Source organism: Terasakiella sp. (genome assembly GCF_048267425.1).
Lineage (GTDB): Bacteria > Pseudomonadota > Alphaproteobacteria > Rhodospirillales > Terasakiellaceae > Terasakiella.
The window spans coordinates 538,574-553,932 of sequence record NZ_JBLWXN010000002.1 but is presented as its reverse complement, the minus strand read 5'-3'; the positions used below and the strand labels follow the sequence as shown (position 1 = coordinate 553,932).

General features: G+C 49.8%; 11 protein-coding genes. 2 read left to right on the top strand and 9 right to left on the bottom strand.

The genetic code is table 11. The annotated features are described in order from the left end of the window. Window positions 1-6 precede the first annotated feature (6 nt). The 5 genes from ACN0VA_RS05800 to ACN0VA_RS05780 form a co-directional block, all read right to left on the bottom strand. The gene (locus ACN0VA_RS05800; RefSeq protein WP_417820231.1) at window positions 7-882 is read right to left on the bottom strand and encodes an OmpA family protein; all 876 of its coding nucleotides are present in this window, start codon (window positions 880-882) and stop codon (window positions 7-9) included. An 11-nt stretch (window positions 883-893) separates the two neighbouring features. Beyond that, window positions 894-1,658, bottom strand: coding sequence for a motility protein A (locus ACN0VA_RS05795; protein WP_417820230.1), 765 nt, complete (start codon window positions 1,656-1,658; stop codon window positions 894-896). Window positions 1,659-1,872: 214 nt separating this feature from the next. Next, window positions 1,873-4,386, bottom strand: coding sequence for an ATP-dependent helicase HrpB (gene hrpB / locus ACN0VA_RS05790; RefSeq protein WP_417820229.1), 2,514 nt, complete (start codon window positions 4,384-4,386; stop codon window positions 1,873-1,875). Further along, window positions 4,383-5,150, bottom strand: coding sequence for a hypothetical protein (locus ACN0VA_RS05785; RefSeq protein ID WP_417820228.1), 768 nt, complete (start codon window positions 5,148-5,150; stop codon window positions 4,383-4,385). The genes hrpB and ACN0VA_RS05785 overlap by 4 nt, the downstream gene beginning before the upstream one ends. Window positions 5,151-5,225: 75 nt before the next feature. Beyond that, on the bottom strand, window positions 5,226-6,572 hold the full coding sequence (locus tag ACN0VA_RS05780) for an RsmB/NOP family class I SAM-dependent RNA methyltransferase (RefSeq protein WP_417820227.1): 1,347 nt from the start codon (window positions 6,570-6,572) through the stop codon (window positions 5,226-5,228). Window positions 6,573-6,751: 179 nt separating this feature from the next. Between ACN0VA_RS05780 and ACN0VA_RS05775 the strand changes: the two genes are divergently transcribed. Next, window positions 6,752-8,035 (top strand): DUF3422 family protein, encoded by a 1,284-nt coding sequence (locus tag ACN0VA_RS05775; protein WP_417820226.1) that lies wholly within the window; start codon window positions 6,752-6,754, stop codon window positions 8,033-8,035. 9 nt (window positions 8,036-8,044) lie between these two features. Here the strand turns inward: ACN0VA_RS05775 and ACN0VA_RS05770 are convergent, their stop codons facing one another. The 4 genes from ACN0VA_RS05770 to ACN0VA_RS05755 form a co-directional block, all read right to left on the bottom strand. Further along, entirely contained in the window at window positions 8,045-9,298 is a 1,254-nt protein-coding gene (locus ACN0VA_RS05770) for a diguanylate cyclase (RefSeq protein WP_417820225.1), read from the bottom strand. 62 nt (window positions 9,299-9,360) lie between these two features. After that, on the bottom strand, window positions 9,361-10,401 hold the full coding sequence (gene meaB, locus ACN0VA_RS05765; protein WP_417820224.1) for a methylmalonyl Co-A mutase-associated GTPase MeaB: 1,041 nt from the start codon (window positions 10,399-10,401) through the stop codon (window positions 9,361-9,363). Between the two features lie 95 nt (window positions 10,402-10,496). Then, window positions 10,497-12,689 carry a methylmalonyl-CoA mutase gene (gene scpA / locus ACN0VA_RS05760; protein ID WP_417820223.1) on the bottom strand — a complete coding sequence of 731 codons (2,193 nt, stop codon included), beginning with the start codon at window positions 12,687-12,689 and terminating at the stop codon, window positions 10,497-10,499. 5 nt (window positions 12,690-12,694) lie between these two features. Next, the gene (locus tag ACN0VA_RS05755; RefSeq protein WP_417820222.1) at window positions 12,695-14,665 is read right to left on the bottom strand and encodes a methylmalonyl-CoA mutase family protein; all 1,971 of its coding nucleotides are present in this window, start codon (window positions 14,663-14,665) and stop codon (window positions 12,695-12,697) included. A gap of 306 nt (window positions 14,666-14,971) precedes the next feature. Between ACN0VA_RS05755 and ACN0VA_RS05750 the strand changes: the two genes are divergently transcribed. Then, a complete protein-coding gene (locus ACN0VA_RS05750; RefSeq protein WP_188664488.1) occupies window positions 14,972-15,259 on the top strand; it encodes an encapsulin-associated ferritin-like protein in 288 nt (95 codons plus the stop codon). The last annotated feature ends 100 nt before the right edge of the window (window positions 15,260-15,359 follow it).

The window sequence follows — 15,359 nt, the reverse complement described above, 5'->3', positions numbered from 1 at the left end:
AGGGAATTATTTCAGGCCAGAATCTGGTCGTGGCCCAAAAACGCTTTCCAGTTGGTTTTGAACGTTATTGACCTGTTCTTTCTCTTCTTCACCCAAAACAAGGGTAATCTCGACACGTCTGTTTCTGGCGCGACTTTCCGGCGTGTCATTGGGGACAAGCGGGCGCGAATCGCCAAAGCCCTGCACAGCCATTTTACTGGGTTCAATATCTGAATAATTCAGGAAGTGGTGAACCACGGATGTGGCGCGCGCGGCAGACAGTTCCCAGTTTGAACGATAGGGACCGCCACTGCCCAGCGGGATGTTGTCGGTGTGTCCGCCAACGAGAACTTCACCTTTGGATTTTTTAATAACATCGGTAAGTTTATCGAGCAGGTCTGCAAACGGCTGACCGATATTAGCAGAACCGGAATCAAAGGCGATTTCACTGGGAAAGCGGATTTTGACCTCGTTTCCGTCACGTTCGACATCGACGCCTTTGTCGGCGGCTTCTTCCGCGATGATTTTGGCGACTTCGTTTTCAACGTCAGAGGCTTGTTCTTCCGGTGATTCTGCCGGGTTGATATCGAATTCTTCCTGATCTGTGGTGTCAGGGATTTCCATAGATACGGTTGGAACCGGTGATTTCGTTGGTGAAATATTACGGGCAGCTTTGCGTTCCAGCTGTCCATCAACTTCGATTACGCCGGCCAAGCGGTCCTGTTTTGAAATACCGAACGCATTGCGCATGGCACCGGCCATTTGCTTGTATTTGATCACGTTCATTTCAGAAAAGGTCAGCAAAAGAACAAAAAGCACCAATAGCAAGGACATCAGATCGGCGAAGGTCGCCATCCATGCCGGTGCGCCCGTAGGGGGGCATTTTTTCTGTTCTTCAGCCATCGGCTATAACCTTACTCACCATCTTCTTCGGCAGGTTTGCCGCCCGGCAGATACACGCCCAGCAGTTCTTGCAGAACCATCGGGTTCTGAGATGCATGGATTTGCATCACGCTTTCGATAATTAAAGCGCGGGTGTTTTTCGTATTGTCGATTTTAATTTCAAGTTTGTCGGCCAAGGGAATGGCAATCAGGTTGGCCAGAACCGCACCGTAAAATGTTGTCAACATCGCAACGGCCATCGCCGGACCAATGGCGGCAGGGTCTGACAGGTTTGCCAGCATTTGTACCAGACCGATCAATGTTCCGATCATCCCGAATGCGGGGGCCATATCACCGATACCACGCCAGAAACTTTCCCCGGCCATTTCGGCCTTGATCGCCATATCGACTTCTTTGGTGACACTTTCTTTAATGACTTCGGCAGCCATACCATCCACACACATGCGGATGCCACGGGCCATCAATTCGTTTTCGATGGTGACACTTTCCAGACCCAGCAAGCCTTTTTGGCGTACGATACCTGCCAGTTCAATGGCCATATCGTAGACACTGCGCGGGTCGTCGGCTGAATTTTTGAAGGCAATTTTGCCGCCGATTTTCAAGGCGGCGATACAATCTTTGAGCGGGAACTTTACAAGGGTCGCGGCTGTTACACCACCGAACACAACGACAATAGAGGGAATATTGACAAACGAACCAATGTCGCCCCCCAACATGATTGAAATCACGATAAGGACGAGACCGATAGCGATACCTAATAGCGTTCCGAGATCCATTTAGTTTTGCCGTTCTTGTTATCTGTCTGCGGTTATTCGTTAAGCTTAGCGATGAGTTCTTACCAAGTTCCTAATTCCGATAAAAACATCCCCGTTCACCCATTCCTAAGTCACAGTTTTACATTACGTTTATCTGGTGGGGCAACAGGCAACTGTGGAAAAGTGCTTCTTTTCATACATACATACGTATAAGACCTTAGCTGAACGTGGCGGTTCATGCGAGTTTCCGTTTGATTTTCCCTGTGGCTTGGGCTTCTATCGGATTATCGGGCCAAGGGTGCTTTGGGTAGCGCCCTTTCATTTCTTTTTTCACCGAATCGTAGCCGTTTTGCCAAAAACTTTCCAAATCTTCAGTAACTTGCAGGGGGCGTCCAGCGGGTGAAAGCAGGTGAATTTGTAGACTAATTGTTGCATTGTCTATGCAAGGCGTCTGGGGCTCGCCGAACATTTCTTGTAATTTGACCGACAAAATCGGTTTTTCCGGGTTGGTGTAATCCAGTCGAATCTGTGACCCGCTGGGTACGCGGTAATGGGTGGGGGCACGTTTTGCAAGTTCCTGTTGAGCTTGCCAGTCCAGGCGAGAGAGCAGGGCTGCATCGAGATCGATTTTTTTCAATTGTTCAATCCTGTTGATACCGTTTAGATAGGGCAGCAACCAGTCTTCGAGGGTGTTCAAAAGGCCCGCTTCACTCATATCGGGCCATTTGTCATCTCGTTTGCGTAAAAATTCCACACGCTTGCACAAAAAGTCGCTGTCCTTTGTCCAAGGCAGAACGTGTAAACCAAGCTGGCGAATACCGTAACACAGTCCACGAGCCTGTTCTTCGGGGTCAATATGGCGCAAAGGGGTGGATTTCAGGGTGAGGGCACCAAGCTTGCGCACACGGGCAGCACTGACGCTTTGTGTACGTTTGTCCCAACCTGTTTCGGTTTTTTCCTGAATAAGGTCGGGGAAATTATTTTCAATGTCCTGAATATGGAGGGGGGCCGCGCTGAAAATGCGTGCTTGTGCGTTGGCGCCATCCATATGGGCAATAACCAGAAAGGGTTCGATAGATAAGGCATCATGGTCCGGCAAGCTTGCCCCCATGCCCGCACTCAGGTGATAGCTGCTTTGTCCATTGGTGCGTTGTTTGGCAATCCGGTCAGGATACGCCAAAGCCAAAATCCGCCCCGTTTCCAGATAGCTGGTGGGCGGGGTATCCGATATTTTGAGACGTTTTTTTAGGTTTTTGGCGGTTTGTCGTGCCCGATGCAAGGCCCCTTTTGCGATATTTTGTGTTGATCCTGACTGATTATGTAAGATGGCAAGGCTTGTGCGCAGATCGCAATCGCGCGCACCTTTTAAGAGAGGACCGTCTTGCAAAGTGGCGGCAATATCACAGGCCAAAGCGGCATCGTTTTCGTTTGTATGAGAGGACGTCAGGATCATATGGGCAAGGCGAGGGTGAAGGGACAGGGCCAGCATCTCTTTGCCATGCGCGGTTATGGTGGCGTTTTTATCCAGCCCGCCTAATTGAAACAACAGGTCTTGGGCTTGTTGAAACGCATTTTTAGGCGGGTAATCCAGAAGCTTCAGGTCTTCGGGAACATGAACGCCCCAAGCGCTTAGCTCCAAGGCCAGTGGTGTCAGGTCACTTTCGAGAATTTCAGGCGTATCACGTTCTGCCAAGGCGTGGGTTTCAGCTTGTGGCCAAAGCTGATAGCAGATGCCGTCTTGCATGCGTCCGGCGCGGCCTTTACGTTGGGTTGCCGCTGCCTGGGACACACGTACGGTTTCAAGGCGCGACATGGATCTGGCATTGTCAAAACGGGCAACCCGTTTATAGCCACAATCAATAACGATGCGGATGTCTTCAATGGTCAAGCTGGTTTCGGCAATGGTTGTGGCAAGGACGATTTTGCGCACACCTTTTGGGGGCGGTGCAATGGCCTTGTCCTGTTCTTGCGGGGGCAAAGCGCCGTATAAGGGGGCAACCAGAATGTGCGGATCGTTTGCATATCGTTCATTAAGCAGGGATTGTGCTTTGCGAATTTCCCCTTCACCCGGCAAAAAGACCAAAAGACTACCGCTTTCGTCCGCAATCGCCTTGGAAATGGTGCGTACCGTATCGTTGACCAAGGAAAATTTATCCGGACGGGGCAAGTTGTAGACCGTCACATCAAAGGCGCGACCTTCGCTGGTGATACGTGCTGCATTCCCTAAAAAAGAGGCGAGATTTCCTCCGTCAAGGGTTGCGGACATGACCAAAAGACGCAGATCATCGCGCAGGGCGTCTTGTGTTTCCATGCAAAAGGCCAGACCGAGGTCGCCTTGCAGGTTGCGTTCGTGAAATTCGTCAAAAATAACCAGACCGACGCCGTTGAGCTCCGGGTCGGATTGAAGTTGTCGGGTCAGGATCCCTTCTGTGACGACTTCAATACGGGTGTTGCGTCCGATGTTTTTATCTTGGCGAATACGATAACCAACCGTTTGTCCGACTTTTTCCCCCAGCAAGTCAGCCATACGCTTGGCTGCCATGCGTGCCGCCAGCCTGCGGGGTTCAAGCATGATAATTTTTTGACCGGCCAACCAAGGTTCATCCAGTAAGGCAAGGGGAACCAACGTTGTTTTCCCTGCACCGGGGGGCGCCTCCAATAAGGCGCGTTGTTGGGAATGCAGAGCTTGTTTCAGGGCAGGGAATGTTTCCTGAACGGGGTAGTCTAATTGCGCGATGTTGTGTGTCATACCTCGTCTTCTATCGAAACCACATTGGCAAGAAAAGTGGAAAAATCTTTTCGTTGTTTTTTGCTGTAACGTTTTTCAAAGACGTTATGTTCGTCATCGGATAAGTTGGCGAACCTATCGAAGATGCACATCATTTGTTGTTTAAATTGGAATTCGCTAAATGGATAGGGACCAATGCCTTGCCCCGGTGTATCGGGATCACTTTGCATAACCCGTTTATACCATTCCTTGCGCAGATCGAATTTTGTAAAAAAATCAGCCAAGGCAACAAAACTATCCCAGCGAATTTCCCAACATGCTTTGGTTTCATACAGGTCTGAATATTTAAATTCATCTCCACGATCGCGTGAGACCTGTTCCATCAGGCGCAGCGAACGTTCCATAAGGTTTTCATATTCGGCGCGTCCTAAAATGGCCTGAATGGCGTGGAAATAGTTAACCAGTTGACCACTGGACATAAGGGGAGGTTCTTTTTTGAACAGATGTTCAAACGGTTCGGAAATGATGCGCCCATAAACATTGATGCGGGGCGTATTTTGCAAAGATAAACGGACGTATTCCGAACAGCGTTCAAACTGAGTGTCGCAATATTTTTTACGTACCGTTGGATCGTTTTGAATGGCGTGGGCGACAATATCCAGTGTATCGACACTGATGACACCGTTTTGCGCACGTTCTTTGGCAAGCTGTAAAAACAGGTCCACAGCCGCTGCATATGTTTGGCGGCAGGGAATATCTGACTTTTCAGTTTTGTTTTCAGCCATGCATGCCTCCTTATATCCCCCTATAACCTAGAGATTGAGAAAGCATATGACAAGAAAAGAGAAGAACCTTCCGACTTATTCTCTTTCTAGGATGGCGGCAAAAAATCCATCACAACCGTTTTGGTAAGGGCTAAGGCGCAGGTAGTTCGGGTCTTTCGCCGGATAGTCGGTCGTGATGCGTTCTTGCCAGATATCTTGTGCGGACAGGCGTTTAAATGCCGTGTTGCTGGATAGAAAGCGTTCGATCTGATCTTCGTTTTCTTCGGGCAACAACGAACAGGTGGCATAAATCAGACGACCGCCGCTTTTTACAAGGCGTGACGCACTGTCCAGAATTTCTTTTTGCAGTTGGACCAGTTCTGCCAAATCGGTTTCATCTTTTGACCATTTTGAATCTGGATTGCGCCGCCATGTTCCGGTGCCGCTGCAAGGGGCATCAATAAGAACGCGATCAAACTTGCCCCGGCTTTTTTTCACCCATTTATCGAAAGTGCTTTCAAGTTGTCGGCGTTCGGCATTGACGACACCGGCACGTTTTAAGCGTACTTTCGCACGATTCAGGCGTTTGCTATGGACATCACAAGCAACCAAATGCCCGGAATTTTCCATTTCAGCTGCCAGTGCTAAAGTTTTTCCGCCCGCACCGGCACAGAAATCAACAACCTGCATGCCTTTTTTCGCCCCGACCATTAAGGCAACGAGTTGGGAGCCTTCGTCTTGAACTTCCAGCCAGCCTTGGCGGAAGGCTTCGGTTTCAGAAAGGATCGGCCCACCGGGTTGGCTTTGGCGCAATCCGATTGGTGAAAGCGGCGTGGCTTCGACCTTGAAACCTTGCGATGCAAGACTTTCAGCGGTATCTGCCGGGCTTGCAAGCAATGTATTTACACGAAAATCGGATGTGGGTTTGTCGCCCAAGGCGCGCATTTCAGCGGCGAAATCATCGCCAAAAATTCGTTTGAGGCCCGCAGCTGCCCAGTCAGGGCATTCGGCCAACATGGCTTCGTTCATGTCAGGGTGATTGATATCTTTACCCAGCAAGCGTTTTAAGCTGGCGATTTCTTCTTTGCGCAACATGTCCATGCGGTTATGGGCACCGTTACACAGTTTTTCCAACTGAGGAATATCCGCATCGTCGTTTAAAATCATATCGGCGAGCAGCATGGAGCGCATGTTTATGTCCAGACGAACCTGTTTCAACCACCATAACAGACGACGGTAATGCAGCAGAACTGAACGCACGCGTTGTTCCAGGTCGCGACGGTCACGTCGTTCCAGTGCATCTTGCAAATGGCGAAAACGACTGGACAGGATGGCATCCAAAGGACGCGAAGTTTCAGCGAGTTCGGTTAAAATCTCGTATGCCAGATTAAGACGGGCAGCGCGGCCCAGTCCATATGCCGACTTGGTTTGATTTTCGCTCATAACTTGAAACCTTTTGTCTGGAAAGATGGCGCTTCATATCATGGATTTGAAAATTTGCCACGTAAAACAGGGCGAAACAGAAAAATCACATGATTTGCACTTTAACACTTGTTTTCATTATGTGCATAGTGGTACTACCAATTTTACAAAAGTGGAATACAGGTAAGGGTTTAGGGTAAATGACTTATTTGGGACAGGAACATCCGTTACGCGACACATTGGATAAAGAAATCCGCGCACGGCCTTATATTGCGCTGGATATGCCGGAACGTATCACGCATCTGGCGGTTTTATCGGGCGAGGATGGCGGGGATGCGGAACGTGTTCATTTGTCTCGTTTGTGTGAAAAGTTTGATGTGGCAAAACCCTTGGATGAAGCAACCCATTTTATTTCGGAGATGGGCCCCTTTCGTTTGCGTTGGGAACGTCATACGGAATTTTCCACTTATACTTTTTTTCGCAATGAGCCCTGTGAAGAACCGTTTCTTCATCCGGTTATTGATTTCGTGCCCCAAGATTGGATTAGTGAAATCCCCGGTCAGGTGATGAATGCGGTGCATTTGGAACTGGAAACAAATGATACACCGGAACGCAGTCCGATTGAGATGTCGCGTTATTTTGACGGTCATACCTATGTAGGCTGTGAAATGGCGGGTGGGGCTGCGCTGGTCTGGACGGATATGCGGGTGCATGATGATCGTTTTATGCGTATTTTGATGCGCAATATTTCCATGCCGGAACGCCAAGCTGGTCGTGTTGTCCAACGGGTTCTTGAAGTCGAAACCTATCGGATTATGGCTTTGCTCGGTTTCCCGTTGGCGCGTGAGGCCAGCCCGCGGATCCGCGCAATTGATGAAAGTCTGGCGGTTATTGCTGCCAAGATGTCAGATCGCGTGCATCCGCAAAAAGATGGTGATTTGTTGGAGGAATTGTCCGTTCTGGCGGCGGAAGTCGAGGCGATTTCTGCGCGTAACAGCTATCGTTTCGGCGCGACCAAAGCGTACTATGCCATTGTACAGCAACGCTTAAACGAGTTGCGCGAAGGGCGCTTGACAGGATTGCCCACGTTATCTGAAACCATTGAGCGACGCATGGCCCCGGCGATGAAAACATGTGACCATACCAGCATGCGCCAGCATTCCTTGTCACAACGCATCAGCCGGGTCGCGAGCTTGTTACGCGCACGTGTTGAAGTGGAACTGGAAAAACAAAATCAAGAAGTCCTGAAAACCATGAATAAACGCGCAGAACTTCAACTGCGTTTGCAAGAAACGGTGGAAGGGCTGTCTGTTGTCGCGATCAGTTACTATCTGGTTGGCTTACTGGGCTATGCCTTTAAAGGCGTCAAAGCAGGCGGTGTGCCGATCAACCCGGACCTTGCCATTGGTATTGCTGTGCCGGTCGTGGCGGTTTTGATCTGGTCAGGTTTACGCAAGGCCAAAAAAGTTTTACTGGGTGTGTGAATTTTGGTTTTAGTTAGTTTGTATGCTTGTGCGATTACGGCCTTCCTTCTTGGCATGGAGCAAGGCCTCTTCCGCAGAGGCAATCATGGCATCGAAATTTTCGTGAACGTGATTGCACACACCGATACTGACGGTTAGCGTTAATGTTTGTTGACCTGCCTTGAAGTCATGCTTTTCGATCATATGGCGTAATCCGTCAAAGAAAGCATGACATTGGTGTGCCGGTAGATTGTTGGCAATGACGCAGAGTTCTTCGCCGCCTGTGCGTGCCAGCACGTCTGAGCGACGGCAACGTTCATTTAAAAGCTCCCCCAGTTGAATGAGGATTTCATCGCCGGCACTATGCCCGTATTCATTGTTAATTTTTGAAAAATGGTCGATATCCAGCAGGGCGACACTCAGTGGCATATCGTCACGCAAGGCGCGTGCGACGGAATTGCTGCCGATATCGTTGAGGAAACGCCGATTGTGCAGGCCGGTTAAGAAATCATGGGTCGCGGCGGATTTCAGATCATCCATATATTCAATCAGTTCGACGTTTTGGCAGACTCGGCAGAAAAACTCTTCGCGCAAAAACGGTTTATTGAGGAAATCATTGGCGCCGTTTTTAATGAATTGGGCGGATAAAATGTTACTTCCGGCGGTGGACAGGCCGATAATGCCGATTTTGTGTTTGGGATATTTGCGCCGGATTTCACGGGTGAGCTCGAACCCATCCATTTTGGGCATGTTATAGTCGGTTATAACCAACCGAATATCGTGATGCTTTTCCAGCATTTCCAAGGCATCAATGCCGTTTTCGGCTTCTTCAACCTTGAACTGGTAGCGTTTCATCAAGTCCATGACGTATTTGCGGGCAGTGGTGGAATCATCCACGACAAGAACCTTGATGTTGGCATTGAAATATAGGCGCGAGATTAAGGAAACCAGGTAATCCAGACTGGATGGATTTTGTTTGACGACATAATCGATCACATTTTTAGATAAAATTTGATCGCGGGTATCTTCGCTGAATTGCGCGGAAAAAACCACGGATGGGATGCTGTATCCAATCACCAGATCAACGATCTGACCATCGGGTGCATCCGGCAGATTTAAATCAAGAATGGCGAGAAAGTAATCATCAAACCCGTTTTTGAGAACGGAAACAGCTTCTGCATAATTTGTGCAGGAGACGACATCAATATCCAGATTGCGTCGCACATGCTTTTCGACAAGCGAGTTGAAGAATTTCATATCTTCAACAAGAAGCAGTTTTTTCATCTCGGCCTCATTATCTATTTGAATATAAATGTAGGCTTAAAAAGTACAGGTTACAATTGTCTTTATAGGGTATCCGTCAGTCCAAACGCATTAAGGATACGTTGCGCCCCCACGGTGGCGGTCAATTCATCACGCGTGATGGCATCATGGACCGGGTCAATTAAATTAACCACATCGGGATGGGATTTCAGCGCATCCATCAAGCGATCTTCGACCATTGCCCACATCCAGCGAAATTGTTGTTCGGTGCGTTTTGTTTTTAATTCACCCGTTTCGCCTAATTTGCTGCGATGGTCTTCAACTTTGGCCCACATCTCATCAAGGTTCATATTGGACAAGCCGGAAATACAAACCACAGGCGGGGACCAGTTCGGGCTTTGCGGGCGCATGATATGCAGGGCGTTTTGATATTCACGCGCCGCCATTTTTGCGCGTTTTTCGTTGGGGGCGTCGGATTTGTTGACGGCGATCATATCGGCCAGTTCCAGCACACCTTTTTTGATGCCTTGCAGTTCATCCCCGGCACCGGGCAACATCAGGACAAGGAAGAAATCCACCATATCAGCAACAACGGTTTCGCTTTGCCCCACGCCAACGGTTTCCACCAAGACAACGTCATAGCCCGCAGCTTCGCACACGATCATGGTTTCACGGGTCATTTTGGTGACACCGCCCAATGTGCAGGAGCTCGGACTTGGCCGGATAAAGGCGTTTTCCTGAATAGCGAGATTATTCATGCGGGTCTTGTCGCCCAAAATGGACCCGCCGGAAACCGAGCTGGTCGGATCAACGGCGAGAACCGCAACCTTGTGACCGGCTTCGCATAAATTGCAGCCCAAGGCCTCAATCGTTGTGGATTTCCCGACACCGGGCACACCCGTAATCCCGACACGATGCGCCTTACCGCTATGAGGCAGCAGTTTTAACAAAACTTCCTGCGCGATTTTACGGTAACGCGGACTGGTGCTCTCTACCAAAGAGATGGTGCGGCCCAACATTGTCCGGTCCCCGCTTAAAACACCTTCGACATATTCATCTACAGACGGTTGTCTGCGCCGACGAACCGGGCCTTTTTTGACGGAATGATTGACAATGTCGTTCATGGGGAATCTCTTAATTACTTAATCTGTGCTTATAAAACACGTCATCCCGGACAAGCGCAAGCGCCGATCCGGGATGATGTTTGTTGGCTCAGGACTTAGTCCTCAATACCGACAACTTCGTTCAGCTTTTTCATCAAATCGATGGCGGCTTCGGAAATAACGGTGCCCGGTGGGAAGATTGCTTCTGCGCCCCCTTCATACAAGGCGTCGAAGTCTTGCGGTGGAATAACGCCGCCGCAGACAATCAGGATATCGTCGCGTTCCAGTTTTGTCAGTTCTTCGCGCAGTTGCGGCACCAAGGTCAGGTGACCCGCAGCCAAGGAAGAAGCGCCAACAATATCGACATCGTTTTCAACCGCTTGACGCGCAGTTTCTTCTGGTGTCTGGAACAACGGTCCGATATCCACGTCGAAACCAAGATCGGCAAAGGCGGTTGCGATTACTTTTTGACCACGATCATGTCCATCCTGGCCCATTTTGGCAATCAGGATACGCGGGCGACGCCCTTCATGGTCTTCGAATTTTTTAACCAGCTTGGTTACGTCTTCAATCTTTTCGTTCATTTCACCCACTTCGTTCTTATAAACACCGGAAATGGCGCGAATGGTGGCCTGATGGCGCCCATAGACTTTTTCCAATGCAAGCGAGATTTCACCAACGGTGGCTTTGGCGCGCCCGGCCTTAATCGCCAGATCAAGCAGGTTACCGTTTTCGGTTTTCGCGGCCTCTGTCAAAGCATCCAGTGAGGCTTGTGTATCAGCTTCATTACGTTCTGCGCGCAGGCGTTCCAGTTTGGCAATTTGGGACTTGCGCACTTCGGAGTTTTCAACCTTGAGAACGTCGATTGCATCTTCGTTTTCCAGTTGATACTTGTTCACACCGACAACGGTCTGACGGCCACCGTCAATGCGTGCTTGGGTCCGTGCTGCGGCTTCTTCGATACGCATTTTGGGAATGCCAGCTTCGATGGCTTTGGCCATGCCGCCTTGTTCTTCAACTTCCTGAATATGTGCCCATGCTTTTTCGGCCAGATCCTGTGTCAGTTTTTCAACGTAGTAGGAACCACCCCACGGGTCGATTACATCACAGGTACCTGTTTCCTGTTGCAGGAAAATCTGCGTGTTACGGGCAATACGAGCGGAGAAATCCGTGGGCAGGGCCAAGGCTTCGTCCAGCGCGTTGGTATGCAGCGATTGCGTATGACCTTGGCTTGATGCCATTGCCTCGATACACGTACGCGTGACGTTGTTGAAGACGTCCTGTGCCGTCAACGACCAGCCCGATGTTTGGGAGTGCGTCCGCAGGGCCAGTGATTTCGGGTTTTTCGGATCAAATTGGTTTACCAGACGTGACCACAACATACGGCCTGCGCGCATTTTGGCAACTTCCATAAAGAAGTTCATGCCGATGGCCCAGAAGAAGGACAAGCGCGGAGCAAAGGCATCGACATCCAGACCGGTTGCAATACCGGCCCGCAGATATTCCACGCCGTCTGCCAGTGTATAAGCCAATTCCAGATCAGCTGTCGCCCCCGCTTCCTGCATGTGATAGCCGGAAATAGAAATCGAGTTGAATTTCGGCATTTCTGTTGAGGTAAAGCCAAAGATATCAGAAATGATCTTCATGGACGGGGTCGGCGGGTAGATATAGGTGTTACGTACCATGAATTCTTTGAGAATATCATTCTGGATAGTCCCGGATAGTTTATCCGGTGTAACGCCTTGTTCTTCCGCGGCCAGAACGTACAGGGCCAGAACAGGCAGAACCGCACCGTTCATGGTCATGGAAACAGACATTTGATCCAGCGGGATCCCGTCAAACAGGGTACGGGTATCGTAAATACTGTCAATCGCCACACCTGCCATACCGACATCCCCGGCAACACGCGGGTGATCGGAATCATAACCGCGGTGTGTGGCCAAGTCGAAGGCGACAGACAGGCCTTTTTGACCAGCGGCAAGGTTGCGGCGGTAAAAAGCGTTGGATTCTTCAGCCGTTGAGAAACCCGCATATTGGCGGACCGTCCACGGGCGCGTGGTGTACATGGAATTGTACGGGCCGCGTTTGAACGGGGCAAACCCCGGAACACTGTCCAGACTGTCCAAACCATTCAGGTCTTCGGCGGTATAAAGCGGTTTAACGCCGATCCCTTCCGGTGTGTTCCATGTCAGGTCATCCAGTTTCTTACCTGTCTGACCTTCGATACGACCTTTCCAGTCGCTGGCTTGTTCTTTGTTCAGGCCGGAAGTGTCCAGCGCAACATTTGCAAAGTTAGGAATATTGCTCATCTGTCTTACACTCCCAATACAGTGTGGAGATCCTGCAATGTGGCGAGCACATCGCTACCCATGCCGATAGCAGCATCGACACCGTCAAATTCACCGCGTCCGGCGAGGAATACTTTTTTCGCACCAGCGGCTTTTAAGGCTGTGGCAAAACTGGCGGCGAGTTCTTCATACTGATCATCACTGCCACATAGAACGGCAACTTCAGCTTTACTGTCTTTGAAGGCGGCAACTGCATCATCTACGTTGGCAAAACCGTTGTTGGTTACGGCCTGTACACCGCCAGCTTCGAAGAAGTTTTTGGCGAATGTTGCGCGCGCCGTATGTTTGGCAATTGCGCCCATGTTGGCAGAGAAGATTTTCGGGAAGTCGCCATTTGCATCTTTGTAAGCATCGGCAGCATCACGGAGTTTTTCAAACCCTTCGGCGAGACGGTGCGCGGGCAGGGCCGTGATGGTTGTCGCCTCGCCTTGTGTGGCCAAGCTGGCGATGGTGACATCGGCTTTGTTGATCTTGGTGATCAAGGCGGCGTAATCAGGGGCGCTGCGCACGACGGCCTCTTCCATGATATTTGGATATTCAGAAACACCTGTGACCGCATCTTTGCGTTTGGCGATGTTTTTAAGGCGCGCTTGCCAGACATCGGCGATTTGGGACTGAATAGATCCATCAGCAAGGACAGCAGCCATACCGCCGCGATTTTCGATGTCCTGGAACAATTCCCATGCTTTTTTAACATATTGTTCGCTCAGGTTTTCAATAAACCAGGACCCGCCTGCGGGGTCTATGACTTTATTGAGTGAGCTTTCTTCCTGCAAAACAATCTGGGTGTTGCGGGCTATACGGCGGGCAAAGTTATCAGCAACACCGCAGTGATAATCAAACGGCAAGACCGTAATGGCATCTGCACCACCGATGGCTCCGGCAAAACAGGTCGCTGTTGTGCGCAACATATTGACCCAAGGATCGCGTTTGGACATGGCGCGCGTTGCGGTAGCTGCATGCAGTTTCATACCTTGTGCCTCAAGGGAACCACCGGATGCTTTTATGACTTGTGCCCACAGGAAACGTGCCGCGCGTAATTTGGCAATCCCTGTAAAGATATCGGCACCGTTGGCAAAGGAGAATGTGATTTGGCGTGCAGCTTCATCCACGCTTAGGCCCGCATCGACCATTGCGCGCAGGTAAGCCACACCGGTTGCCAAAGCGATTGCCAGATCCTGTGTTTCCGTCGCACCTGCACCGTAGTAGGCGGAGGTATCTACCTTAACAGATGTGACCTTGGGGTAATTTGTTGCGGTCTCTTTGGCTAAGTTCGCCATATCGGCAAGGGCGTTTTCAATCGTTGTGGGCAAGGTGCCTGTGGCTGCCAATGTACCCAACGGATCAAGGTTGAAGGCCCCCATTGCTTTGTCATTGGGGATGTTTTTATCAGCCCACAAAGCTTTCAACAAAGAAGCTGCCGCTCCACCTTGTGCACCGGCTTCCAGTGAAACAGCCGCGAGATCGAGAAGAACGCCGTCTAAAACATCAGCGAGGTCTTCTTTGGAATAGATCATAATTCCGCCACGACCAGCAAGGTCGGGGGCATCGGCGCCGTTTTTACCCGCGCGTGCGGCTTCGTCAAACTGCAAAATAATCGAGGTGACACCGCGTTCCAGATCTTCAAGAATTTGATCATTGGCAACAGATTTGTCTGCATGGGCGTGAATTTGGCGAATATCCCATCCATCCACGCTGCGACCCACGGCTGAATTGCCGCGTGTGAACGGGGCGCTACCGGGGAAGCCGGACGGATTGCCGTCTGCGTTCCAATCTGCTTTTGTATAAAGAGGCTGGATGTCGATACCGTCGTAGGTTTTGACAACCATCTTTTTTTCAAAAGGGGCACCTTTGAGAACTTTCTCCAAAGACTCTTTCCAGGCTTCTACAGAAGTTGCCGGAAATTCAGCCGCCAAGGCTAAACGTTCTTCGCTCATGTTAATCCTTTGCGAGACACATCGATAAATAAATACGCATTACAATACCGTTTTACCAAATTAAAACCGTAATGGCTATAGGGTAATCTGTCAAAACAGGCGTTTTTTCGCTCTCGGGTTATAAAGGCTTGTCGAAAGTTTCGCAAGACAGGAATGCTATTGAAATATTATTGCTAGTAAAGTTGACCTTTAAGCGGCTGTTATATGAACGCTCAGGAGAAATTTATCCCCTTGCAATCACTTCCGAAAAATATAACTCTAATTTTGTAAGGCATTTTTTAGTTATATTTTTACGGAGAAGAACCCATGTCTAATGAAGGTTATCACGAACCGGTTGAAGAATTGACGGACGAGACGCGCGATTACCATCGTGCGGTTGTTTCCTTGATGGAAGAACTGGAAGCTGTCGATTGGTACAACCAACGCATTGATGCCTGTAAGGATGAGGATCTGAAAAATATTCTGATCCATAACCGCGACGAAGAAAAAGAACATGCGGCGATGGTGCTGGAATGGATCCGTCGCAAGGATAAGGTGATGGACAAGGAACTGCGCGATTACTTGTTCACCGATAAAGAAATCGCTCATAAATAGAATCGAATATGGATGCAGGGGATATGGCGTGGCCCGCCATGTGTCCTGCATACTCATGGGGTTAGAGGGAGAAGAGGCCAAAGCGAGATCGAATTAGAAT

What these genes read in the sequence shown, in the direction of transcription:
- ACN0VA_RS05800 (WP_417820231.1), bottom strand. Translation starts at nt 882, where the DNA reads ATGGCTGAAGAACAGAAAAAATGCCCCCCTACGGGCGCACCGGCATGG.
- ACN0VA_RS05795 (WP_417820230.1), bottom strand. Translation starts at nt 1,658, where the DNA reads ATGGATCTCGGAACGCTATTAGGTATCGCTATCGGTCTCGTCCTTATC.
- hrpB (WP_417820229.1), bottom strand. Translation starts at nt 4,386, where the DNA reads ATGACACACAACATCGCGCAATTAGACTACCCCGTTCAGGAAACATTC.
- ACN0VA_RS05785 (WP_417820228.1), bottom strand. Translation starts at nt 5,150, where the DNA reads ATGGCTGAAAACAAAACTGAAAAGTCAGATATTCCCTGCCGCCAAACA.
- ACN0VA_RS05780 (WP_417820227.1), bottom strand. Translation starts at nt 6,572, where the DNA reads ATGAGCGAAAATCAAACCAAGTCGGCATATGGACTGGGCCGCGCTGCC.
- ACN0VA_RS05775 (WP_417820226.1), top strand. Translation starts at nt 6,752, where the DNA reads ATGACTTATTTGGGACAGGAACATCCGTTACGCGACACATTGGATAAA.
- ACN0VA_RS05770 (WP_417820225.1), bottom strand. Translation starts at nt 9,298, where the DNA reads ATGAAAAAACTGCTTCTTGTTGAAGATATGAAATTCTTCAACTCGCTT.
- meaB (WP_417820224.1), bottom strand. Translation starts at nt 10,401, where the DNA reads ATGAACGACATTGTCAATCATTCCGTCAAAAAAGGCCCGGTTCGTCGG.
- scpA (WP_417820223.1), bottom strand. Translation starts at nt 12,689, where the DNA reads ATGAGCAATATTCCTAACTTTGCAAATGTTGCGCTGGACACTTCCGGC.
- ACN0VA_RS05755 (WP_417820222.1), bottom strand. Translation starts at nt 14,665, where the DNA reads ATGAGCGAAGAACGTTTAGCCTTGGCGGCTGAATTTCCGGCAACTTCT.
- ACN0VA_RS05750 (WP_188664488.1), top strand. Translation starts at nt 14,972, where the DNA reads ATGTCTAATGAAGGTTATCACGAACCGGTTGAAGAATTGACGGACGAG.